The sequence below is a fragment of the Selenomonas sp. oral taxon 478 genome (genome assembly GCF_001189555.1).
GTDB classification, from domain to species: Bacteria; Bacillota; Negativicutes; order Selenomonadales; family Selenomonadaceae; genus Centipeda; species Centipeda felix.
This window is the reverse complement of the sequence record NZ_CP012071.1, coordinates 1,861,077-1,883,550: the sequence shown is the minus strand read 5'-3', so window position 1 is coordinate 1,883,550 and position 22,474 is coordinate 1,861,077. Positions and strand designations below refer to the sequence as shown.

The 22,474-nt window shown below is 57.7% G+C and carries 20 protein-coding genes; 8 read left to right on the top strand and 12 right to left on the bottom strand.

Annotation, left to right across the window (positions count from 1 at the left end):
- Positions 1-21 precede the first annotated feature (21 nt).
- The 3 genes from ADJ74_RS08755 (at position 22) to tnpA (ending at position 4,610) form a co-directional block, all read left to right on the top strand.
- Positions 22-2,211: a Tex family protein gene (locus tag ADJ74_RS08755; protein ID WP_050344265.1), complete on the top strand. Its 2,190-nt coding sequence runs from the start codon at positions 22-24 to the stop codon at positions 2,209-2,211.
- Positions 2,208-3,971 carry a nicotinate-nucleotide--dimethylbenzimidazole phosphoribosyltransferase gene (locus ADJ74_RS08750; protein WP_050343562.1) on the top strand — a complete coding sequence of 588 codons (1,764 nt, stop codon included), beginning with the start codon at positions 2,208-2,210 and terminating at the stop codon, positions 3,969-3,971. Before ADJ74_RS08755 ends, ADJ74_RS08750 begins: the two co-directional genes overlap by 4 nt.
- Before the next feature lie 165 nt (positions 3,972-4,136).
- Positions 4,137-4,610, top strand: a complete 474-nt coding sequence (tnpA, locus tag ADJ74_RS08745) for an IS200/IS605 family transposase (RefSeq protein ID WP_050342360.1) — start codon at positions 4,137-4,139, stop codon at positions 4,608-4,610.
- 103 nt (positions 4,611-4,713) lie between these two features.
- Here tnpA and ADJ74_RS08740 read toward each other — a convergent pair whose 3' ends face one another.
- Genes ADJ74_RS08740 through ADJ74_RS08720 form a run of 5 tightly spaced genes read right to left on the bottom strand, consistent with a single transcriptional unit; the run spans position 4,714 to position 9,006 of the window.
- Complete coding sequence (locus ADJ74_RS08740; RefSeq protein WP_050343560.1) at positions 4,714-5,616, bottom strand: hypothetical protein; 903 nt, start codon at positions 5,614-5,616, stop codon at positions 4,714-4,716.
- Positions 5,617-5,632: 16 nt separating this feature from the next.
- Positions 5,633-6,577 (bottom strand): nitronate monooxygenase, encoded by a 945-nt coding sequence (locus tag ADJ74_RS08735; protein ID WP_050343558.1) that lies wholly within the window; start codon positions 6,575-6,577, stop codon positions 5,633-5,635.
- A gap of 11 nt (positions 6,578-6,588) precedes the next feature.
- Positions 6,589-7,065 carry a 2-C-methyl-D-erythritol 2,4-cyclodiphosphate synthase gene (gene ispF, locus ADJ74_RS08730; RefSeq protein WP_050343556.1) on the bottom strand — a complete coding sequence of 159 codons (477 nt, stop codon included), beginning with the start codon at positions 7,063-7,065 and terminating at the stop codon, positions 6,589-6,591.
- A complete protein-coding gene (gene ispD, locus ADJ74_RS08725) occupies positions 7,062-7,832 on the bottom strand; it encodes a 2-C-methyl-D-erythritol 4-phosphate cytidylyltransferase (protein WP_050343554.1) in 771 nt (256 codons plus the stop codon). Before ispD ends, ispF begins: the two co-directional genes overlap by 4 nt.
- A gap of 22 nt (positions 7,833-7,854) precedes the next feature.
- Entirely contained in the window at positions 7,855-9,006 is a 1,152-nt protein-coding gene (locus ADJ74_RS08720; protein WP_050343552.1) for a PIN/TRAM domain-containing protein, read from the bottom strand.
- Positions 9,007-9,534: 528 nt separating this feature from the next.
- On the opposite strand from ADJ74_RS08720, the gene ADJ74_RS08715 reads away from it, so the two are divergent.
- The 4 genes from ADJ74_RS08715 to ADJ74_RS08700 are packed head-to-tail and all read left to right on the top strand — an operon-like array spanning position 9,535 to position 13,831.
- On the top strand, positions 9,535-11,970 hold the full coding sequence (locus ADJ74_RS08715; protein ID WP_050343550.1) for a TonB-dependent siderophore receptor: 2,436 nt from the start codon (positions 9,535-9,537) through the stop codon (positions 11,968-11,970).
- 22 nt (positions 11,971-11,992) lie between these two features.
- A complete protein-coding gene (locus ADJ74_RS08710; protein WP_050343548.1) occupies positions 11,993-12,613 on the top strand; it encodes a MotA/TolQ/ExbB proton channel family protein in 621 nt (206 codons plus the stop codon).
- The gene (locus tag ADJ74_RS08705) at positions 12,613-13,020 is read left to right on the top strand and encodes a biopolymer transporter ExbD (RefSeq protein ID WP_009442604.1); all 408 of its coding nucleotides are present in this window, start codon (positions 12,613-12,615) and stop codon (positions 13,018-13,020) included. Before ADJ74_RS08710 ends, ADJ74_RS08705 begins: the two co-directional genes overlap by 1 nt.
- 4 nt (positions 13,021-13,024) lie before the next feature.
- On the top strand, positions 13,025-13,831 hold the full coding sequence (locus ADJ74_RS08700) for a TonB family protein (RefSeq protein ID WP_050343546.1): 807 nt from the start codon (positions 13,025-13,027) through the stop codon (positions 13,829-13,831).
- Positions 13,832-13,870: 39 nt separating this feature from the next.
- Here the strand turns inward: ADJ74_RS08700 and ADJ74_RS08695 are convergent, their stop codons facing one another.
- Genes ADJ74_RS08695 through pheS form a run of 3 tightly spaced genes read right to left on the bottom strand, consistent with a single transcriptional unit; the run spans position 13,871 to position 17,620 of the window.
- Positions 13,871-14,128, bottom strand: coding sequence for a cell division protein ZapA (locus ADJ74_RS08695; RefSeq protein ID WP_009442606.1), 258 nt, complete (start codon positions 14,126-14,128; stop codon positions 13,871-13,873).
- Positions 14,129-14,143: 15 nt separating this feature from the next.
- On the bottom strand, positions 14,144-16,579 hold the full coding sequence (gene pheT / locus ADJ74_RS08690) for a phenylalanine--tRNA ligase subunit beta (protein ID WP_050343545.1): 2,436 nt from the start codon (positions 16,577-16,579) through the stop codon (positions 14,144-14,146).
- A 12-nt stretch (positions 16,580-16,591) separates the two neighbouring features.
- Positions 16,592-17,620, bottom strand: coding sequence for a phenylalanine--tRNA ligase subunit alpha (gene pheS, locus ADJ74_RS08685; protein WP_009442608.1), 1,029 nt, complete (start codon positions 17,618-17,620; stop codon positions 16,592-16,594).
- Between the two features lie 226 nt (positions 17,621-17,846).
- On the opposite strand from pheS, the gene thiT reads away from it, so the two are divergent.
- On the top strand, positions 17,847-18,500 hold the full coding sequence (thiT, locus tag ADJ74_RS08680; protein WP_039980906.1) for an energy-coupled thiamine transporter ThiT: 654 nt from the start codon (positions 17,847-17,849) through the stop codon (positions 18,498-18,500).
- A 105-nt stretch (positions 18,501-18,605) separates the two neighbouring features.
- On the opposite strand, the gene ADJ74_RS08675 is transcribed toward thiT, so the two are convergent.
- The 4 genes from ADJ74_RS08675 to ADJ74_RS08660 form a co-directional block, all read right to left on the bottom strand.
- A complete protein-coding gene (locus tag ADJ74_RS08675) occupies positions 18,606-19,265 on the bottom strand; it encodes a TatD family nuclease-associated radical SAM protein (RefSeq protein WP_050343542.1) in 660 nt (219 codons plus the stop codon).
- A 68-nt stretch (positions 19,266-19,333) separates the two neighbouring features.
- Positions 19,334-20,167, bottom strand: coding sequence for a pyridoxamine kinase (locus ADJ74_RS08670; RefSeq protein ID WP_050343540.1), 834 nt, complete (start codon positions 20,165-20,167; stop codon positions 19,334-19,336).
- Positions 20,164-20,655, bottom strand: a complete 492-nt coding sequence (gene queF / locus ADJ74_RS08665) for a preQ(1) synthase (RefSeq protein ID WP_009442613.1) — start codon at positions 20,653-20,655, stop codon at positions 20,164-20,166. The genes ADJ74_RS08670 and queF overlap by 4 nt, the downstream gene beginning before the upstream one ends.
- Entirely contained in the window at positions 20,655-22,346 is a 1,692-nt protein-coding gene (locus tag ADJ74_RS08660) for a bifunctional diguanylate cyclase/phosphodiesterase (RefSeq protein WP_050343538.1), read from the bottom strand. Before ADJ74_RS08660 ends, queF begins: the two co-directional genes overlap by 1 nt.
- Positions 22,347-22,474: the final 128 nt, after the last annotated feature.

Genomic DNA, 22,474 nt, shown 5'->3' with positions numbered 1-22,474 from the left:
ACAAGAGAAAGGTTGGATGTCATGCGTATTTCCGATATTCCTGCGTCAATTGCCAGGGAGCTCTCCATTCGGCCGAAACAAGTAGAGTCCGTCATTTCCCTCCTCGACGAGGGCAATACGATCCCGTTTATTGCGCGCTATCGCAAGGAGGCGACGGGCTCACTCGAGGATGAAGTGCTGCGCCGCGTGGAGGAACGACTGACCTATCTGCGCAGTCTCGTCAAGCGGCAGGAGGAGATTCTCACGCGCATTGAGGAGCAGGGCAAGCTGAACGAGGAGCTGCGCACGGCAATCGAGGCGACCGAAAAGCTGCAGACCCTAGAGGATCTTTACCGCCCCTACAAGCAAAAAAAGCGCACGCGTGCTTCGATCGCACGCGAGCGTGGGCTCGCACCGCTCGCCGACGCGATCCTCCTACAGCGCGAGACGAAGGGCAATGCCGAGGAATACGCCGCTGCCTTTGTCAATTCGGCAGCAGACGTCCCCTCCCCTGCCGACGCATTGGCAGGGGCACGCGACATTCTTGCCGAGCAGATCATGGACGAAGCAGAGGTGCGCCGCACCCTGCGCGACGTATACCGGCGCACCGCCATCCTCGAGACATCCCTTGACCACACGGCGGAGGGAGCGGATACCTTTGCGATGTATGACGGCTACCGTGAGCCCGCCCGTACCCTCCCCTCTCACCGTATCCTCGCCATTAACCGCGGTGAGAAGAAGGGCTGTCTCACCGTACACATCAGCATAGATCACGAGGAAAACACTGCATGGATCAGTCGGCGTATCCATCGGCGTCCGTCAATTTTCACCGAGGAGCTGCGCGCTGCCGTGGAGGACGGCTACAAGCGTCTCCTCGTTCCTGCACTGGAACGCGAACTGCGTGCCGACCTGACGGCACAGGCGGAGGAAAAGGCAATCCGCATCTTTGGACACAATCTGCGCCAGCTGCTCCTGCAGCCTCCGCTTGCAGGGCATACGGTACTCGGGCTTGACCCTGGCTACCGCACGGGATGCAAGATGGCGGTCGTCGACGCGACGGGTAACGTCCGCGCGAGCGGCGTCATTCAGGTGACACAGAGCGACAGCGCGCGCGCGGCAGCCGCAAAGTCGGTGGAGAAGCTCGTGGCAGAACACGGCATTACGCTCATCTCCATCGGCAACGGCACGGCATCCTATGAGACGGAGCAATTCGTTGCGGCACTGATCCGCACGAATAAGTGGAAGAACGTGCATTATCTCATCACAAACGAAGCAGGCGCATCGGTCTACTCCGCCTCCGCACTCGCCAAGGAAGAGCTGCCGGACTACGATGTGACGATTCGCGGCGCAGTATCCATCGCGCGCCGCGTGCAGGATCCACTGGCAGAGCTCGTTAAGATCGACCCACAGGCGATCGGTGTCGGACAGTATCAGCATGACGTGAGCCAGAAGGAACTGAAGGAAACGCTCGATGCGACCGTCGAGGACGCCGTCAACCATGTCGGCGTGGATCTCAACACCGCCTCCCCGGCACTCCTCGGTCGTATTGCGGGCATCAATACCGCGGTCGCCAAGAACATCGTCGCCTACCGCAACAAGCATGGCCGTTTCAAAAGCCGCAGTGCTCTGCACGATGTGGCGCGTCTGGGCGATGCTGCGTTTACCCAATGCGCAGGGTTCCTGCGCATCCATGACGGGGAAACGCCGCTCGACGGCACGGCGATCCATCCAGAGTCCTACACGCTTGCGCGCAGCATCCTCACCGAACTCGGCGCATCAGAGAGTGATCTCAGCGACCGCACAAAGCTGCCTGCACTCGCCCAAAAGACCGCCCACACCAGCCCACAGGCACTGGCGGAAAAACTGCACGCGGGCATCCCGACCGTCACCGACATTCTGAAAGCGATTGCACGACCTGGGCGCGACCCGCGCGAGGATCTGCCCGCGCCGCTGATGCGGCAGAATATCGTCAAGCTCTCCGACCTCGCCGTCGGCACGATCATGCGCGGAACCGTGCGCAACATCACGGACTTCGGCGCATTCATCGACATTGGCCTGAAGCAGGCGGGACTGCTCCACATCTCGGAGATGAGCCGCCGCCGTGTTAAGCATCCGCTCGATGTGCTGTCCGTCGGAGACACGCTCGACGTCATGGTTATCAGCCTCGATGAAGAGCGCGGCCGCATCGGGCTCTCCCTGAAGCGCATGGAAAAGGAGAAAAAGAACGCATGAATCTCCTGCAAAAGACCATCGCCGCTATCACTGTGCCCGATGCTGCGCTCGCCAGCCGCGTGACTGCTGCGCTCTGCACGCGCAGCGGGATTCATTTCGGGCAGCTGGGCGATGCCCTCGCACGCTATATTGCACTGACGGGTGAGCGTCATCCTGCCCCACCGCAGACGAGTGTCGTCATCTCCTGTGCCGATCACGGTGTTGCCGCAGAGAGCGTCAGTGCGTACCCGCCTGAGACGACGCTGAACATGATGTGCAACTATCTGATGGCACGAGGCGGCGCGGCAAACGCCGTCGCCAACTACGTCCCCGCCCGTCTCTGCGTTGCCGATCTCGGCGTCAATGCCGACACGGCGGGAATCCCCGACCTGCTTTACCGCAGCATTGCACGCGGGACGGCAAACATGACCAAGGGTGCCGCCATGACGCACGCACAGGCAATACAGGCAATCGAGACGGGGATCGGTCTCGCGGCGGACTGTGCTGCACGCGGCGACCGCTGCATTCTGCCCGGCGAGATGGGAATCTCGAACACAACATCGAGTGCCGCCATCACCGCCGCCATCCTCTGCCTCACCCCTGAGGAGGTCACAGGGCGCGGGGCAAATATCTCGGATGAGCGTCTGCATCACAAAGTGGAGATTGTGCGGCGTGCGCTCGCCGTCAATCAGCCCGATCCGCAGGACGGCATCGACGTACTCGCCAAGGTCGGCGGCTTTGAGCTTGGCTGTATCGCGGGCATCATCCTCGGTGCCGCCGCACATCACATTCTGGTTGTTCTGGACGGCGCAAATACGACATCAGCGGCACTCATCGCGCACGCCATTGCACCGAACTGCGTGCACGCGCTGCTCGCATCCCACGCATCACTGACAGAGCACTCTCAGCCCCACGCACTGCGCCATCTGGGACTCACCCCAATGCTGCGGCTCGACATCCGCCTGAGCGAGGCGGCGGGATCGTCGATTGCCCTGCGGATGCTGGAGCTGATGCTCAGGGCATGGGCGGCGACGGACGCTTCACCGCGTTGCTGCGAGCCCTTTCTCCTGCCGCCGCACAGGACACTCCCTGCCTCCTCAGCAACTGGGGAAAATACATACGACATCCCCGCGCCAAACCGCACGGTGATGGATGCGGCACAGTACCGTCTCGACAATCTCACAAAGCCGATTCACAGTCTCGGGTTCCTTGAGCACATCGCGGTACAGCTTGCAGGAATCACGGGGAAAATTCGTCTGCCGTCAAACAGCAGGGCAGCACTCTGCCTTCTCTCTGGCGGAGAGGAACTGCCCCCCGAACGCCACGCCATCATCTCCGCCATGACAGCAGCGCGTGATATTGACGTATACCTGTTCCCTACAGCGATGGAAAACGCGGAGTGTCACGCCGCCATGCACGCCGTCGCCGCCGACCATTCGCTCCTCATCATCGGCAGCATGGGGAGTGACGCACCAGCTGTCCGTACGGCACTTTGTGCAGCGGCAGAGGGCGGTGCACTCGTTCTCCCGGGGGATGCGGCGACCGACCACATTGTGCGGGAGTACTGTGTGATAAGCCCAGCCCTTACCCACTATGTGCTCCATCTCCTGCCAGAGATGATCACAGCGGAGATCGATGCCCCCGCCGGCATCGTCGGCATCCTCGGTCTTGAGATCGTCCACGCCGCCCTCCATATCATGAACGATATGAAGACCTTTACCGAGGCAGAAGTTGCGGTCGCCATCGACGGAGCAGGGGCAGGACGGCAGGTACGGGAATAAAAAAACGGCAGATCACTGCCGTTTTTTTATTGTATAAAGAAAACCACGCGATAGTCGCGTGGTTGGAAAGAGCTTAAGCGGTGAACAGAAAATCCCCAGTGTGCTAAACTATGCGTAAGCCTGCCAGCCTAAAAATAGTGAAGACACTAGGGAGGAAACAGCATTATGTCGAAACAACAAAATGCCGATACGCATAGTTTAGCACACACAAAGTGGAATTGTAAGTATCACGTTGTGTTTGCACCGAAGTATCGGCGAAAAGTATTCTACGAAGGGAAACGGCTGGAAATCCGGGAGATCCTAAGAAAGCTGTGCGCGTGGAAGGGAGTAGAGATCATTGAAGGGGAGATCTGTCCGGATCATATCCACCTGCTGTTAAGTATCCCGCCGAAGATCAGCATATCGAGCTTTATGGGATACCTAAAGGGCAAGAGTAGCTTAATGATATTCCAAAAGTATGGAAACATGAAGTTTGCATACAGAAATCGAGAATTTTGGTGCAAAGGGTATTATGTCGATACCGTAGGAAAGAACACCAAGGCGATTAAGGAGTACATAGCTGACCAGTTGAAGAAGGATCGGGAGCAGGATCAACTGAGCTTGTTTGACCCAAGAGACCCATTTATGGGTGGCAAGTAATCTGTGCATGGCTGGCAGGCCAATAAAAGGCGTACTTGTACGCCGCCAATTACATAAGGGCTATGCCCGAAAATGAAAAACCACCCGCTATGCGGGTGGATATTTATTGTTCTGCCTCTAACTGACCGCGCCGAAACACCTTGCCGATCGTACCGAACTGGAAGATCGCCGCCTCTTTGATCGTGAACCGTCCATAGGTATTCCCCAGACGATAGTTCGAGTTGAATGCCTCGCGCATCCCGCCCGCCGTATGCATCTCCTCTCCGTAAACGAGAAAGGGATTCGGCACAACGGCAAAGAGATTATTGCCGAGCGGCATGCCCCAGTAGTCCGCATCCCGCGTCGGCGTCACAGCGACAAAGCGCGGCTCAAGCTCGGGGCGGCTGTGACGCAGCTGCATATTCGTACAGCGCATCCCCTGCACCTCATAGTCTCGGATGAAATCGTCCTGTGCCTTCTTCTTCTGGAACATTGTTCCCGGCACATCATAGAGGGCATTATAGTCCCGCACGAAGTCCGCCGTCCGCTCCTCAGGAGTTCGCTCGCGCAGCTCATGCTGCGGAATCCCCGCCAGCGTTGCCTCAGCGGTTTTTTTGCGTGCGGCTTCCGTCTGCTTTGCCTGATCGTTGACCGCCGGCTCCCTGCCGCCGCCGGCGCGCGCATAGCTGCCGGCCGCACGCTGCATGGCATTCGGCGGTTTTTCCATTTTTTTCTCGGGTGGCTTTGCGGGCTGTGCACCGGTATAGGCACGCGCCAGCTCGCGCTTCATCTCCTCATCGAGGAGATCGCTTACCGATGGAACGGAGCGTGCCGCCTCTTCCTGTGCGGCGCGTTCCTTCGCATCTTCCCTCTCCTGCGCAGGGCGTGTTGACGTCCCTGTGACGTGCTGCGCCTCAAGAGCCTGCGTCAGTTCGTCGATACGGCTTTGCTGACGCAGCACCATCTTCTCGAGCAGCGTGACACGTTTCGCGAGTTCATGAATCCGTGTCAGTTCGTCGGTTCCCATTCCCCCGTCTTACCTCTCAGACTGTGATCGACTGTGCGTGGGCAAGCGTCTCACGCGCCTCACGTACAATGTCGTCGATGATGGTCTTGACCGGCTCGACCTTGCGCAGCAGCGTCAGTGTCTCACCCGCCTGCATCATGCCGTTGACGACATCGCCTTCGACCGCCGCCAGCTTATTGGTACCTGTCGCACGGTCGAGGAGCTCCTGCTTCGTCGCCTTGCCCGAGTACTCGAGCGCGACGAAGTCCTCGGCAAACTTATTTTTGATGCCGCGCACTGCACCGCCGATGGTGATGCCTGTCACGATGGTATCCGTGTCCACCGCTGCGATCAGCTTTTCCTTCATATTCGGATGGACGACACACTCCTGCGCAACGAGGAAGCGCGTGCCCATCTGAACGCCGGCCGCGCCCATGAGGAGTGCAGCGGCGAGTCCGCGTCCATCACCAAAGCCGCCCGCCATGATCACGGGCAGCGAGACCTCGGGGATGACCTGCTCCATCAGCGGCATCGTGGAGAGAACGCCGATGTGGCCGCCCGCCTCCATGCCCTCGACCACGATGGCATCGGCGCCCTTTTCCTCGACGCGCTTTGCGAGCTTCACGCTCGGCACGACGGGAATGACCTTGACTCCTGCCGCATGGAGTTTCTCAAAGTACGGGACAGGGTTGCCTGCCCCGAGCGTGACGAATGCAGGTTTTTCCTCGCAGATTACATCCACGATCTCTTCCTTGTTGGGCGCCATGAGCATGATGTTGACCCCGAACGGACGATCCGTCAGGCTGCGGCAGCGGCGAATCTCATCACGCGTATACTCCGTCGTGCGTCCTCCGGTTGAGATGATGCCTGCGCCGCCCGCATTGGATACGGCAGACGCGAGGTTTGCCTCCGAAATCCACGCCATACCTCCCTGCAGAATGGGTACATCGAGTCCCAAGAGTTCCTTCAGCTGATTTGCCATGTAAATCCCTCCTATATACGTTCTATGGCTGCTATGGCATGGGCGGACATCCCTTCGCCCGCTCCGGTGAACCCAAGTCGTTCCTCCGTCGTTGCCTTGACGCTGACATCGCGGAAGTCGATGCCGAGCCAATCGGCGATGTTCTCACGCATCGCCGGAATGTGCGGCTGCAGTTTCGGTGCCTGCGCCACGATGACAGCGTCCACGTTGCTGATGGAAAACCCTGCCGCGCGGACGAGCCGTGCCGTCTCGGCAAGGAGCTTCCCGCTGTCTGCGCCCGCATAGTGCGGGTCGGTATCGGGAAAATGCTGCCCGATGTCGCCGAGCGCCGCTGCTCCGAGGAGTGCGTCGGAAATGGCGTGCAGCAGCACATCCGCATCCGAGTGCCCCAGCAGCCCCTTTTCATACGGTATATCCACGCCGCCGAGGATGAGCTTGCGTCCCTCCACCAGTCGATGCACGTCGTAGCCGATACCCACTCTCGTCATACGCTGTCCTCCTTACGCCGACGGACGACACCGCCAAGTAGGCGCTTTGCCTCGTGAACGGCGGTCTTCATCAGCTCTCCCGCGCCCATGTCATTGCGCAGGATCGCCTCCGCGACCACCATATCCTCTGGCGTTGTCACCTTGATGTTGCTGTACTCCCCCTGCACAATGCGAACGGGAACGCCGATGCGCTCCACTAGGCTCGCATCATCCGTCCCGAGAAAACCATCCGCCTCCGCCCTGCGGTTCGCCTCGAGCAGGATCTCCTTGCGAAAGCCCTGCGGGGTCTGCACCTGCCAGAGCGTCTGGCGCGGCGGCGTCGCAGCGACCGTACCGTCCGCGGCGGCAATCTTGATCGTATTCTTCTCCGGCACGGCGACGATGCCCGCGCCCTCTGCGCGCACGACGCGGATCAGCTCCTCGATCGTCTCGCGGCGGATGAGCGGCCGCGCCGCATCGTGGACGAGGACGATGTCCGCCTCCTCCGATACGACGGCAAGCCCGTTGCGGATCGAATACTGCCGCTCCGTGCCGCCCTCGACCACGCGCCACGGAGCAAGTCCCTTAACACGACTGAGCAGCCCCTTGACCGCCGTCACCTCATCGGCACCGACCGCGATAATCAGCTCGCCGACCTCTGGAACCTTTGAAAAGGTCAGCAGCGTCCGCAACAGCATTGGCTTTCCCGCGAGGGTCAGAAAGACCTTGTTGAGACCAACCCGCATCCGATGCGCCTGCCCTGCCGCCGGAAAAACTACACTTACCATACATTCCTCCCAATGCACTCCATCATCGTGCCATTTTGGCAAAAATCATCCGTCCCGCTGCCGTCTGGAGTGCCGAAGTCACCTCCACGGAGACGACCTCATTCATGCAGCGGAATCCACCGTCCACAACGATCATCGTACCATCATCGAGATAGGCAAGCCCCTGTCCATGTTCCTTACCCGGTCGGACAATCTGTACGGACATCAGGTCGCCCGGAATCGCCACGGGCTTGACCGCATTCGAGAGCGCATTGATATTGAGCACGAGGACACCGCGCAGCTGCGCCACCTTGTTGAGGTTGAAGTCGTTCGTGATGATCTTCCCGCCGACCTCCTGTGCGAGCTGGAGGAGTTTGGAATCCACCTCGGCGATATCCTCAAAGTCCACCTCCGTGATCTCCACCTTCATGCGCGACTCCTTGCGGATCTTTTGCAGGATATCGAGCCCGCGCCGTCCGCGCACGCGTTTCAGGGCATCCGGCGAGTCGGCGATATGCTGCAGCTCCTCCAGCACAAAGACGGGGATGAGCAGCGTCCCCTCAAGAAAGCCCGTCTCACAGATATCCGCAATGCGGCCGTCGATGATGACGCTCGTATCGAGCAGCTTGTACTGCCTGTCCTCCTGCCCATCTCGCACCGCCAGCGGCATGGAGGTACGCACATCGGGGCGCATGCGGATCACCTCGCGCAAAAAGCGCGGAACGAAGTCAAAGACCTCGGCGATCTCCTGCTGTTTCTGCACCATGATATGCACACCGAGATACCCGATCACAATGCTGAACACGATGGGGATGTAGTCACCGACAATGGGAATCGTAGAAAACGCATCGCTTAGGAGGCGTGCTATGATAAGTCCGATAAAAAGCCCAATTGCCCCGGCAATCACATCGCGTGTTGGCATCTTCGCGAGCTGCCCCTCCACCCAGATGGAGAGACTGCGCAGCCGTCCGGTAAAAAATGGAGCCAATGGATAGCCGATCAGCCCGCCGAGCACCGTCCCGCACAGAATGCAGAGCAGTCCCGCAAGCGACAGGTCGAAGATCCCCAGCTCCGTATGCCAGAGCGGCGCAGAAAAATAGGCGTTCGCCGTCGGAACGGCAAGCTCAAAGACAGTCGCACCGACAACTGCCGTAATGAGTACGATGAAAAAGCGTAAAATTCGTTCGAATAACAAACATTCACCTCCCTTCTCATCCGAAAGATTGGGAAAATGCCATAAACACAATCTCCCCAACATGCCCAGTATAATAAAAAACAATCCCATTGTCAAAACAGAGTGAACAAAGAAAGCACGGAGATTTTCGGTCGCTCGGTCTTAAGAAAGCAATGATAAACTTAGCACCGTCGTCTTAGTCCATCTTTTTCGCCCGCTTATCGTTAGTAAATCCTCCACAAGCCCCTGCTATGCGTCCGGTTTACTGCCTCAATTGGGTAAAAATCTACGCCAATCTGAGAGACCGTTTTATCAGCGATTCCTTAATATATCTTTTTCTCGCACGTCAGCAAAAAGTCCTAGGCAGAGTCTCGCTCTGCATCCTGCTCGCCGCCTTGTTCCTGTAAAAATCTGCGCGTATCTGACAAGTTTTATTCATGATGCCCAAGATAAAATTTAAAAATATGAATTTTTCTATTGACACTTACATTATTTTGTCTATAATGATAATCACATTCATAAATGGCAAGAAGGAGGAAGAGACGAACAATGTCATTTCATGCTAAACTACGACACGGAAGGTATGTGATGGTGACCGCCGCCATACTCGCCTGTATGGGCAGCAGTATCACGTACGCTGCACCAGCGGAGGATGAGGGAACCCACGTATCAACTGACGATATCCATGTGGATGCGGATTTCGATAAGGAGATGCTGAAGGAAGCCCCTGAAACGAAGACGATCATCTCCCGTGCCGATCTCGACCGCAAGGGGGCACGTACGCTCTCGGACGCACTCGCGGCGGAGCAGGATGTCCAGATGGGCACGGACAACATGGGACGTAAGACTGTCAGCATCCGTGGCGCAGAGCCGCGCCACACCCTCATCCTCGTCGACGGACGCAGGCTCGCGGGAGGCCTGAGCAAGTACTACGGTGCAACAGACGAGGTGAACCGTCTCGGGCTCGATGACATCGATCACATCGAGATCATCCGCGGCTCGGGAACGGCACGCTACGGGGCGGATGCCATCGGCGGCGTCATCAACATCATCACGAAGGTCTCCCATCGCAGGGGCGTGCGTCTCACGACCGAGGGCTCGTGGATCGACGCGGGCGGCAGCCAGTATAACCACAGCATCGGCCTCTCCACAGGCGACCTCGGCGGCGGCACCTATATGGACTTCTCCTATGGCTGGAGCAAGACCGCTCCGTTCCTCTACGATAATGACGGCACATCCATGCAATACTACGGCAAGCGCAATCCGATGAGTGCACGCGCCGAGTTTACGATCGGCAAGGATGAAACGCTCACCCTCTCGGCGGATCGTCAGACAGAAGACTTGCAGAAAGATACAACGCTCGGCAGATTTACGCGAGGCAGGGTCATAGATATGGCGGCACTGGAAGATGCGTGGCGCAATAATTTCAGCGTTGACTGGAAGAAGCAGACGAGCCGCGCGGACTACCACGTGCGCCTCTACCAAACGGAACATAACTCCGATGTTACTTATCGTGTTTTTGGCAGAGGAATCCCCTATCATCATTTCTATTTCGATAATTTCAATCGTAAGGACAATGTGATCGAGGCATCGGTCGGTGTGATGGCACACGACAAACACTATGTGACCATCGGAGCCGACTATCACGATGAATACGGTGAGGGAACACGAATCAGTGTTCCGGGACAGACGGCGCGTCAGGAAACGAGATCCTATAGTTTCCCAAACCCGTCGGATCCCTCTGATCCCAATATCCGCTCCTACACCGGCAATATTTATAATGCCTCTCTGAACTACTACAGTGCCTACATCATGGATGACTGGCAGGTTGGCAAGAAGCTGCTCATCATCCCAGCCCTGCGCTATACGAATCACAGTCACTTCGGCGTAAACGTCTCCCCATCCATCGGTGCGACATACAAGGCACGCAATAACGTCCGCATTAAGGCGAACATCGGTACGAGCTTCGCAACGGGCGGCATTGCCGAGCTTTATCACGATTGGGAAATGTACGAACCGTCGCTGAATCCTAAACCGCCGATTCGCAACGGTTGGCTGTTCGAAGGCAATCCCGAGCTGAAGCCCGAGAAGGCGCTCAATATGGACATCTCTGTCGAAAAGGATTTCGACAAGAAGACCAGTGCAAAGCTCACCCTCTTCCGTAACGATTACAAAGATTATATGCAGATCATGTATAACGGAGAGAAGGAGAGCAAAAACCTTTATGGCCGCACCTACTATGATCCTCAGGTACGCTATCCGAGCGACTACGGATATGACTATCATACGCTTATATCCATGATAGAGTCTGCGCCCAACTGGCAGTATATTGAGGACAATATCCTTGATCCTGATGAAACATCTATGGTGTCCAATGTGCCTGCTACGGATGATGTCTATACCTACCGGAACATCTCCAAGGCGCGTACGCAGGGCATCGAGGCGGAGGTTACGCATCAGGTTGCACGCGATTTCAGCATCAAGGCGGGATATACCTTCCTTGATGCCTATGATCGTCAGACGGGCAAGCGTCTCGAGGGACGCGGTCGGCACATGCTGAACCTCACGATGACCTACAGCGACCCGAAGAACGGCTGGCGTGCCACATTCTGGGGCGACTATACGCGGAACTATCTTGATATCCGCGACCGCATTATCACAGGTCGACTGATGGATGCAAGCGGAAACACAATTACGGAGACACCTCATTACACGTTCACGAACCCCGAAACAGGTGAAGTCTATCATTTGTTCCCCAACGAAACAGATGCCAATACCCATGTAAAAGGCGGTATTCAGCATGACTTCACCCGTGAAAAGCTTGCCCGCGAGAAGAACTACGGTCTATGGAATCTCATGGTCGAAAAGGACTATCACCACTTCCTCACGTTCTACGCCGGCATCACGAATCTGTTCAACCAATATGACCCGTTCCTCGGAATGGGCGGGCGCGTCTACCGTCTCGGTATGCGCATGATGTTCTAATCTATACAAAGGAGCTCAACTTATGTCAGGTTTTGAAAGTGCAGTTCACCTCTTTCACAGCGGCGGACTAGTCATGTACCCCCTGCTGATTCTCTCGCTCATCACGCTTGCGATTGCGGTGGAGCGGTTCTACTACTACCGCATCAACCGCAAGGGTTCGCGTGTGTTCTTCCACGGGGTCTATCACGCCGCCATGCAGAAGGACTTTGACACAGTCGGCAAACTCTGCAAGGAGTTCCCCTCTGCAATCGCCCGCATCATCGAGAGCGGTATGGACAATGCCCGCACAGAGACCTCGATGAAGGGCGCATTCTCCGACCGCATGTCGATGGAGTCGATCAACTTCCGCCGCTATCTCGACTATCTGAGTGCAATCGTTACGATTGCCCCGCTGCTCGGCCTCTTGGGCACGGTCACGGGTATGATCCAGACGTTCAGCGTGCTCGATGCGGGCGGCGGCGCAGCCGCGATTACGGGCGGTGTCGGTGAGGCTCTTGTCGCAACGGCATCGGGACTCTGCGTTGCGATCATTGCATTCTGCGTCTACACCTACTTCAGCCATCAGCTCGATACGATTGTGACGGATACGGAGCGTCTCTGCGCGACGATCGTTACTGCGAAGAAAGAAAGCTGGGATGCGTAATGAATTTTAGCAATCACCGCCTCAAAAAGAAGCCGGAGTTCATGATTATTCCGATGATCGACATCATCTTTTTCCTGCTCGTCTTCTTTATGATGAACAGCCTGCAGACAGTGGCGCAGAAGGCTCTCGCCGTTCAGCTGCCGCAGGCACAGACCGCGACTGCACCGGCACAGCTCCCGATCATTATGACGATCGACGAGCAGGGGCATATCACGATTGACAACAATCCTGTGAGCATCACGGAGTCGGCGGCAATCATGAAGCGTCACATGGAGGAGAACCCGAATGCGGCGGTCGTCCTGCAGGCAGACAAGCGCACGGCACACGGTCAGGTCGTCGCCGTGATGGATATGCTCAAAGGAGCGGGGGTCAAACGGCTCTCGATTGCTGCAGAACAGAAGGGATAGATCTATGGAGCAACACCTCTCATGGAGTAAGGCCTATATTGTCTCTGCCGCCATTCACGTCGTCATCTTTCTCCTGCTCGCCGTCGGACTTGCTGCCGTCGTTGCAAAGCAGGAGCAGCAGGTCTATGAGATCGATCTGCAGGCATCGGATTTCAGTCAGGGCAGCGGGCATGAGGGCGGCGGCAGTGGCGAGAGCCTCTTCCCTGAGCCGCTGAAGGCGGAGGAGGTCGCAAAGCGCGTTGAGACGGTACAGCAGATGCCGGTGCCCATAACGCCGTCCACAGCTGCCGTCCCATCCCCGGATGCAGTGACCATACCGGATGCGGCATCACCTGCTGCATCAGCGACAGATTCCTCCGCGGCACCATCATCCTCCCCAAGCGGCTCTGTCTCAGGCACCAGCGGCGGCGGAGAAAGCGGCACAGGTTCGGGATTAGGAAACGGCAGCGGCGACAGCACGGGTGATGGAAAAGGTGCCGGTGCCGGAGCGGGGGCAAGTCAGGGATCAGGGGACAGTACGGCCCCCGGTACAGGCACCGCACCATTTGATGTGGCAGGATTCCGTGCCGCGGTCGATGCAAATAAGGAGTACCCCTATATGGCACTCAAGCGCCATCTGGAGGGAACGACGACGATCACCACAACGATCAGCGCCTCGGGAGCAATCACAAGTGTCTCCGTCTCCTCCCCCTCCGGACACAGCGTGCTGGATGAGGCGGCTGTCGCCGCAGCGTACGCAGTTGGCAGTTATCCCAATCCCACGGGCAAAACGGTAACCGTAGATACGAACGTCCGATTTAACATTCAGTAAAAAATAAGCTATGATGTGTGTGCATCATAGCTTATTTTTTTACTTTTCCTCAAGGAGCTGTACGAGCTCATCGTAGTCGCGCCGCAGCTGCTCATATTCATCCATCAGCTGGAGCACGGAGAGCACTGCGATGCGCTGCACATCGAAGCTGCGCACCTTCTTCGACATCTCCTTGATGCGGCGGTCACTCTCTGCCGCCAGCCGCTTGAGACGATCTGGCTCATCGGTCTTGAGCTGGTAGCTCTGCCCAAACATCTCGACGACAACACGCTGTATCGTTTGTTTTTCCTCTGCCATGGCTCTCACCGCCTTTTATCCGCGAAGCTGTGCGTGAAGCTGCTCCTCCGCTGCCTGCAGGATTGCGGCGAATGCCGCATCCACTTCCTCATCGGTCAGGGTCTTGTCATCGGACTGGAAATGCAGGTGGAACGCCATGCTCTTCTTCCCCTCCCCCACCTGTTTGCCCTCGTAGACATCAAAGAGGGTCGCACCACGGAAGTAACTGCCGCCCTTCTTCGCAATGACGCGCTCGATCTCCACCGTCGTAAGGCCAGCATCCACGAGGATTGCGAGGTCACGCGTCGATGCGGGGTACTTCGGCAGGGGCTTAATAGCAGTCTTTTTCTTGCGGTAGCGCAGCAGTGTCTCAGCATCCATCTCAAAGACGTAGACACTCTGTCCGATGCCAAAGTTCGCGGCGACCGTCGGATGAATCTCACCGAGAATGGCGATCACGTCGCGTCCTTTTTTGAAAAATGCCGTCTTGCCGGGGTGCATCGCAAAGTGCTCGCCGCGCTCCACCGTGTATTTTTGTACGCCGATGGCAGAGAGGAAGCGCTCCAGTACGCCCTTTGCATCGTAGAAATCGACCATCGCATTATCTGTATCCCATGCGATAGGATTGCGCCGCCCTGTGAGGAGTCCTGCCACCTTGCGCTTTTCCTCGACGAGTTCCGTGACAGGCAGTGCCCTCGGGAAGAATACGGGCGCAATGTCAAATAGCCGCAGATCGAGGTTCCGACGGGCGACGTTGCGCGCCGCATTCTCGAGAATGCTCGTCAGAAGGGTCGTGCGGACGAGCGGATACTCCTCCATGAGCGGATTCATGATGGGAATCGCACGGCGAAGCATACTGTCCTCGGGCACGCAGAGCTTGTCGAGTGCCGCTGTGCTCGTAAAGCTGAACGAGAGCTCCTCCGTCATGCCGAGGGAGGCAAAGGTCTCGCGCATGGTATCGACAAACGCCTGCATCTCACTGACCGATCCCTGCAGGACTGCCCCCGACGGCATCTTCGATGCGATGTTGTCAAAGCCGTAGAGCCGCGCAACCTCCTCCGAGATGTCCTCCATCAGCGTCACATCTCCGCGCCATGAGGGAACGACGACGCGATATGTCTCAACCCCCTGCTCCTCGACGACAAAGCCGAGAGAGCGCAGTGCCGAGGCCATCCACTCGCCCGGGATGTTCGCGCCGATGCGCTCTGCGACGGCACGCGCACGGAACGTGAGTACCGTCGGGACGCGCGGCGCGGGATTGACGTCAATCGCTCCCTCTGCCACGGTGCAGGCATCCATCTCCGTGAGGAGCTGTGCGGCGCGCGTCACGGCACGAATGGTCTCCGTCTCATCCACGCCGCGCTCAAACCGTCCCGATGCCTCTGAGCGGAGACCGATGCGCCGCGCCGTGCGGCGGATAGTCGGCCCATGGAAGGACGCCGCCTCAAGGACGACCGTCGTCGTTTGGTCCGTCACCTCGGAATCGAGTCCGCCCATGATGCCGGCAAGCCCTGCGGGCTTCTCGCTGTCGGCAATGACGAGCTCATCCCCGGCGGCGATGCGGTTGGAATCATCCAGTGTATGGAGCTGCTCTCCTGCACGAGCGCGCCGCGCCGTCAGCGTATGTCCTGCGATACGATCGTAGTCGTATGCGTGGAGGGGTTGGCCCAGCTCCAGCATGACGAAGTTCGTCACGTCGACGACATTGTTGATCGAGCGGATGCCCGCACCGCGCAGACGATCCACGATCCATGCGGGCGTGGGAGCGACCCTCACATCACGCAGGACACGCGCGGAAAAACGATGACACAGCTCCTTGTCGTCGATGTGAATGGAGACGAGATCCGCAGCGCGTACGCCCGCCGTCTCCTTCACCTCAATCGTCGGCATGCGCAGCGATTTGCCCGTCAGCGCGGCGACCTCCCGCGCAATCCCGATGACACTGAAGCAGTCGGCGCGGTTTGCCGTCAGCTCGAACTCGAGGATCACATCGTCGAGGCCGAGTACCTGCGCCGCCGGCACACCGATGGGTGTATCGGGCGGCAGAATGTAAATGCCGTTCACCTGCTCGTCGGGCAGCCCCTCGGTATCAATGGCAAGCTCTCCCGCCGAGCACATCATGCCGTTCGAGGGAATCCCGCGCAGCTTGCCCTTCGAGATCTTCTTGCCGCCGGGGAGCACTGCCCCGACCGTGGCGACCGGAACGATATGTCCCTCGCGCACATTGGATGCGCCCGTCACAATCTGCGTCAGCTCCGCACTGCCCATGTTCAGCTGACAGACGAGCAGATGATCGGAGTCCGGATGCGGCGTGATCTTCTCGATGCGCCCGGTGATGACCTTTTCAAGCCCCTCGTCGGCACGCACAATGCGCTCGACGGGCACACCGGCCATCGTCAGGCGGTCGGCAATCTTCTCCGCCGGCTCATCTATCTCAACATAATCCTTCAGCCATTTGATGGAAACCTGCATAGTCCCGCCTCCTTAGAATTGATGTAAGAAACGCACGTCGTTGTCGTAGAACAGGCGCAGATCATCCACGCCGTACGCGAGCATCGCGATGCGCTCCACGCCCATGCCAAATGCGAAGCCCGACACTACATTTGGATCGTAGCCGCTCATGCGCAGAACGTTCGGATGCACCATACCCGCGCCGAGGATTTCGAGCCAGCCCGTGCCCTTGCACACGCGGCAGCCCGCACCATGGCAGGCGGAGCAGGAAATATCAACCTCAGTGGACGGCTCGGTGAACGGGAAGAAACTCGGGCGAAAACGCACCTTGGCGTCGACGTCGAAGAGCTCATGCAGGCACAGCTCAAGCGTTCCCTTGAGATCGGCAAAGGAGATGTCCTTGTCGATGACGAGCCCCTCCACCTGCGTGAACATCGGCGAGTGCGTCGCATCGTAGGAGTCGCGGCGATAGACGCGCCCGGGCGCGATCATGCGGATCGGAGCATTCGGCTCGTTCTTCTGCATCGTACGCGCCTGCACGGGCGAGGTCTGAGAGCGCAGCAGAATATCCTCCGTGATGTAGAAGGAGTCCTGCATATCGCGTGCGGGGTGATCCTTCGGCAGGTTGAGCGCCTCAAAGTTGTAGTAGTCCGTCTCGATCTCAGGGCCTTCCTCTACCGTAAAGCCCATCTGCAGAAAGATCTTCTTGATGCGGTTCAGCGTGATTGTGAGCGGGTGCAGATGTCCGATCTGCATCGTGCGGCCGGGCAGCGTGACGTCGATCTGCTCGGCGTCGATCTTGGCCGCCAGTTCACGCTGGGCAAGTTCCTCGGACTTCTTCGCGAGGAGCGCCTCGAGCTCGGCACGCGCCTCGTTGACGATCTTGCCGATGCGCGGTCGTTCCTCCTGCGCGAGGGCGCCCATGCTGCGCATGAGGGTCGTCAGCTCGCCCTTTTTCCCCAAAATCTTGACGCGTATATCGTTAAGCTCACTCAGCGAGCCCGCCGTCTCTGCAATCGCAGCTCGGGCACGCGCCTTGAGTTCTCTGATCTTTTCGTCCATAACGTCCTCCTGTATGTGCACGTCGTCACGACACAATACGATTCAAACAACAATTCTCAGTTTACCATATTCACGCCAAAAAATCTATGGACATGCGGATAAGATGAAGGGAATGTCTGCAAAGAGCACATTTTCAATTTGAACAAACATCGTTTTTATAGTATTCTATACGAAGTACCGGACACCGATGTCCCCCACACAAATTGTATCCCCACAGGAGGTCTCCATGGATACACTCATGAAAAGTACTGCCGATCTGATCGCGCAGCCGACCAGTCTCTTTGCGCTGCTCGCCGTACTCATCCTGATCCTCGGCTATCTGCAGATGCGGCGCATTCACTTCACGACCCACATGCTCATCAGCGTCGCACTGATGCTCGCGCTCACGATCGTACTGCATCAGCTGCGCATCTTTCACATGCCGCAGGGCGGCAGCGTCACCATCGGCGGGATGATTCCCCTCCTCTTTCTCACCTACCGTTACGGGGCGGGCATCGGCTGTCTCGCGGGCTTCCTCTACGGCATGATCAACCTCATGCAGGATGCGTTCATCCTGCACCCCCTGCAGGTGCTCTTCGACTATCCGCTGCCCTATATGGCACTCGCGATTGCCGCTGCCGTACCGGGACGGATCTTCACGGGAGCCGCACTCGCCTTTGCGGCACGCTTCGCTTGCCACTTTATCTCGGGTGCTGTATTCTTCGGCTCGTACGCGCCGGAGGGAATGTCGCCCTATCTGTATTCCCTCGTGTTCAACGCGACCTACCTCGTCCCCGAGGCGGTGATCTGCTTCATCCTGCTGCGCGTACTCCCCGTGCCGCGCCTCCTCGCCGCGATGGACCGGCAAACGCCGCTCTATGGGGCGAAGCTGACGCTATAATGGCTTAGGGAATGACGGTGATCTGAAAGCAGTGAGCCCTTAGCTGTCCTCGTACGTGCGCACGCGCAGGGTCAGTCGGCATCCTGCTCGGCATCGGCGCGTCGTTCACGAGTCCTCGTACGTGCGCACGCGCAGGGTCAGTCCGCGCTCCGCACAGATCTTGCGGCAGCGAGCGATCTCCTCCTCGTTCTCCACCTTCTCCACGACGGTGAGTACGACATTTGGAATATAGTGCTTGCAGTGCTCGGCAAAGGTGAGCATCGCCTCATAGGAACCGATGCCGAACTTCGAGCGCGTGAGCGCAAGATAACGCTCGGCATTCGATGCATTGAGACTGATGGAGATGGTGTCGAGCAGCCCTGCAAAGCGCTGTGCAAAGACGGTGCCATGCTCCAGCTCGCCCAGTCCGTTCGTATTGACGCGCGTCGGCACCTGCGGATGATGTTTCTTGACATGGCGCAGGACACCGAGCACTATGTCTAGGCGCATCAGGGGCTCTCCGAAGCCGCAGCATACGACTTCGGAGATGTATTCCCACGGCAGGCGGTCGAGCTCTTCCGTGATCTCAGAAAGTGTCGGGTCATGGTCAATCCAGAGCGAGGATTCCTTTGCCATCTCCTTCATGCTGCGCAGACAGAAAACGCAGTCACAGTTGCAGGAGTTCGTAATATTGACGTAGATGGCACGCTTGCCCTCAGGCTGCTCGCGCAGACTCTCCTCCATCGGCAAATAACGTCCGCCCGCATGGGTCGCGTAAACAATCATAATATGCTCCTAATCATACACAGAAATGAGAAAAGCTGCCCTTACGGCAGCTTTTTTGTTGTACAGCCTTACAGTTTGGTCAGCTCGCCCATAAATTCCTCAAAGGGCAGCCCGTAATTCCACGGCAGATCCAGCTCCTCCGCATAGGTGAGGCAGTGACCGATAAAGTCGGCGGCACATTTCACCCCGTCCGCAAGTGGGACACCGCGCACGAGGGACGCCGCGACAATCGCCGCAAACACATCACCCGAACCGGAACGATCACGCCCGATCTTCACATGGTCGTAGCAGCGGCTCTCTCCATCCTCATAGAGGTACGTGCGCACGCAGTCACCCGCGTGAAGGCCGGTAATGACAACAGCACGCGGCCCCATCGCTGCGAGCTGGTATGCCATGTGAGACAGCTCTGCATCGGTCACTGCGCCGCCCGGCGGATACGGCAGATCGAGGAGCTGACACGCCTCCGTGAGGTTCGGCGTCACGACGTCTGCGTACGGCATAAGCTGACGCATCTTCGCACAGAGTGCGGGCGTATACGAGGAGTAGAGCTTTCCATGATCTCCCATCACGGGATCGACAATGACCAGCGTGTCCTTGCCCTTAAACGTATGCACCGCATCGAGCACGACCTCGATCTGCTCCTCCGAGCCGAGAAAGCCCGTGAGGATCGCATCGAAATCAAGAGCGTTCTCCGCCCAGTTCTCCATGTACGGGCGCATACGCGCCGTGTAATCGTCGAGATAGTGGTTCGGAAAGCCCGTATGTACGGAAAGAATCGCCGTTGGGAGCGGACACGCCTGCACGCGCATCGCAGAGATCAGCGGGAGCTGGACTGCCACTGAGCAGCGGCCAAAGCCCGTGATGTCATTGATGAGAGCGATCCGTTTTTGCCGCGCCGTCAACGGTTGTCCACCCGTTCTGGTACACGGTCGTGCTGTGCGAGGCGCTCCCACGCCAGTGTCTCGTACTTGGTCCCCGAGATGCCGTAGTTTGCATAGGGGTCGATCGAGATACCGCCGCGCGGCAGGAATTTCCCCTGTACTTCGATGTACTTCGGTGCCATCAGGCGGATCAAATCACGCATGATGACATTGACAACATCCTCGTGGAAGTCGCCGTGGTTGCGAAAGCTCACCAGATAGAGCTTCAGTGATTTGCTCTCGACCATGCGCTCCGCCGGCATATAGGAAATATAGATCGTTCCGTAGTCCGGCTGCCCCGTAATCGGACAGAGTGTCGTAAACTCGGGGCAGTTGAAGCGTACCCAGTAGTCGTGATCCGTATGCTGATTTTGAAAGGTCTCCAATGCCTCAGGCGCATAGTCATATCCGTAGTCCGTCCGCTGCGCGCCGAGTGAGGTCAGCCCCTCCTCTGCTTTTTCTCTTCCCATTACATCCCCAAAAACTTTTGTTCAAATACATCCTGCGGTTCAGGGCGTCCAAAGAGATAGCCCTGAATCGTATCGGTCTTGCAGATCTTGACGAGGCAGTCGTACTCGTCCTGACTCTCTACCCCCTCGATGCAGGTGGTCTTGCCGATGCTGTGGCAGAGCTCCACCGTATACTCGACGAGCTTCTGATCGAAATGATTGTCCAGAATCCGCATGACAAACGCACGGTCGATCTTGATGATATCACAGTTCAGATTCTTGAGTGAGGACAGCGAAGAATACCCCGTACCGAAATCATCCATGGCGATTTTGATGCCATGCAGCCGAAATGCATCGAACTGCGCATTGACAAATTTCAGATCGCTGACGATCTTGCTCTCCGTCAGTTCGAGGACGACGGCATCCGGCGGCATATCATGCCGATGCAGGCAGTCCTCGACAAACTTAAGGAACGAGAGATCCTTGATCTGCTCATAGCTCATGTTAACACTCATGCAGAAGTTCGGAATCTTCTTCCGCCACTCCTTGCAGACGCGCAGTGCCTGCTCAAAGATCCATCGCCCGACGGGCACAATGGTCTTAGTCTCCTCAAGGATGCGGATGAATTCCATGGGCGCGACCATGTGCCCCTTTTCGTTCTTCCAGCGGAGCAGCGTCTCCGCACCGACAATATGCTGGTCGTCGCCTGCGACCTGCGGCTGGAAGTATAGCTCGAAATTGCGGCAGCCAGCCTTGACATCCTCAAGAATTTGCTCCTGAATCGTCAGCGACCGCAGCCAGCGGTTATAGACCTCCTTTGAGAACGCATTCAGTCGGTTCTTTCCGCCGGCTTTCGCCGTATCCAGTGCCGCCTGCGCGTATTTATGCAGAACAAGAGGATCACGCGCCGCCTGTGGATAGAACACCATGCCCGCCGACATGGTGACAAGATACTGCCGTCCGTCATATACCTGCGGGTGCGCGAACTCACGCTGAACGCGGATGAAAAACTCCCGCAGCATCTCCTCATCTGCCTCCGGATAGATGAGTCCGAACTCATCACCATCCAGGCGATAGAGTGAAAGACGCCGCGGCACATTCTGCAGGATACACTCCGAAATCTCCCGCAGAATCACGTCACCGATCTCATGGTTAAACGCCTCGTTCACCGTGCGGAAATTATCGATGCCCATGACGAGGAGACCGCCGCCCTTCCCCGTCTCACGCGCCGTGCGCAGCGCCTCGCCAAGGTCCTCGGTGAACTGATAGCGATTCAGCAGCCCCGTCACCGAGTCTGCCGCATTACGACGTGCAAGCTGGCTGATCGTCCCAACGAAGAGATTCGGATGTCCATCCTCGGACAGTCCGATCTTCCCCTTCAGGCGCAGCCATGTGAGATCGCCCTTCGCATTCGTAATACGAAAGTCCAGCTGCCGTTCCCGCCCCTCCGTCACGTCCATCAGCGAGGAAAATATCGCATCAAAGGCGCGGCGATCCTGTGCGCAGATCAAGGGGTGCAGCACGTCGGCGACATGAGTCAGCGTCTCCGATGGCAGCGCATAATCACGGACAAACGTGGGTGAAGCAAGAAACACATCGGCAGCCGGATCCATCATGAAGGCATAGTCAGAGGTCGTGTTTTTCATCAAATCAAAGATCCGCTTGTTCTGCCTGAGTATCGGGCTCAGCGGTGCTCTTTTCTTCCCTGCCATCTTCCGTTCCCCTCTTCTCCATCACTCTATGGCAAATAAATTAAACTTCCATTTCTATCATTATATACTTTTTCTCCGGCACATGCAACCGACGGACGCTAGGAAGAGCTCATTTTATTAGGAAAAAA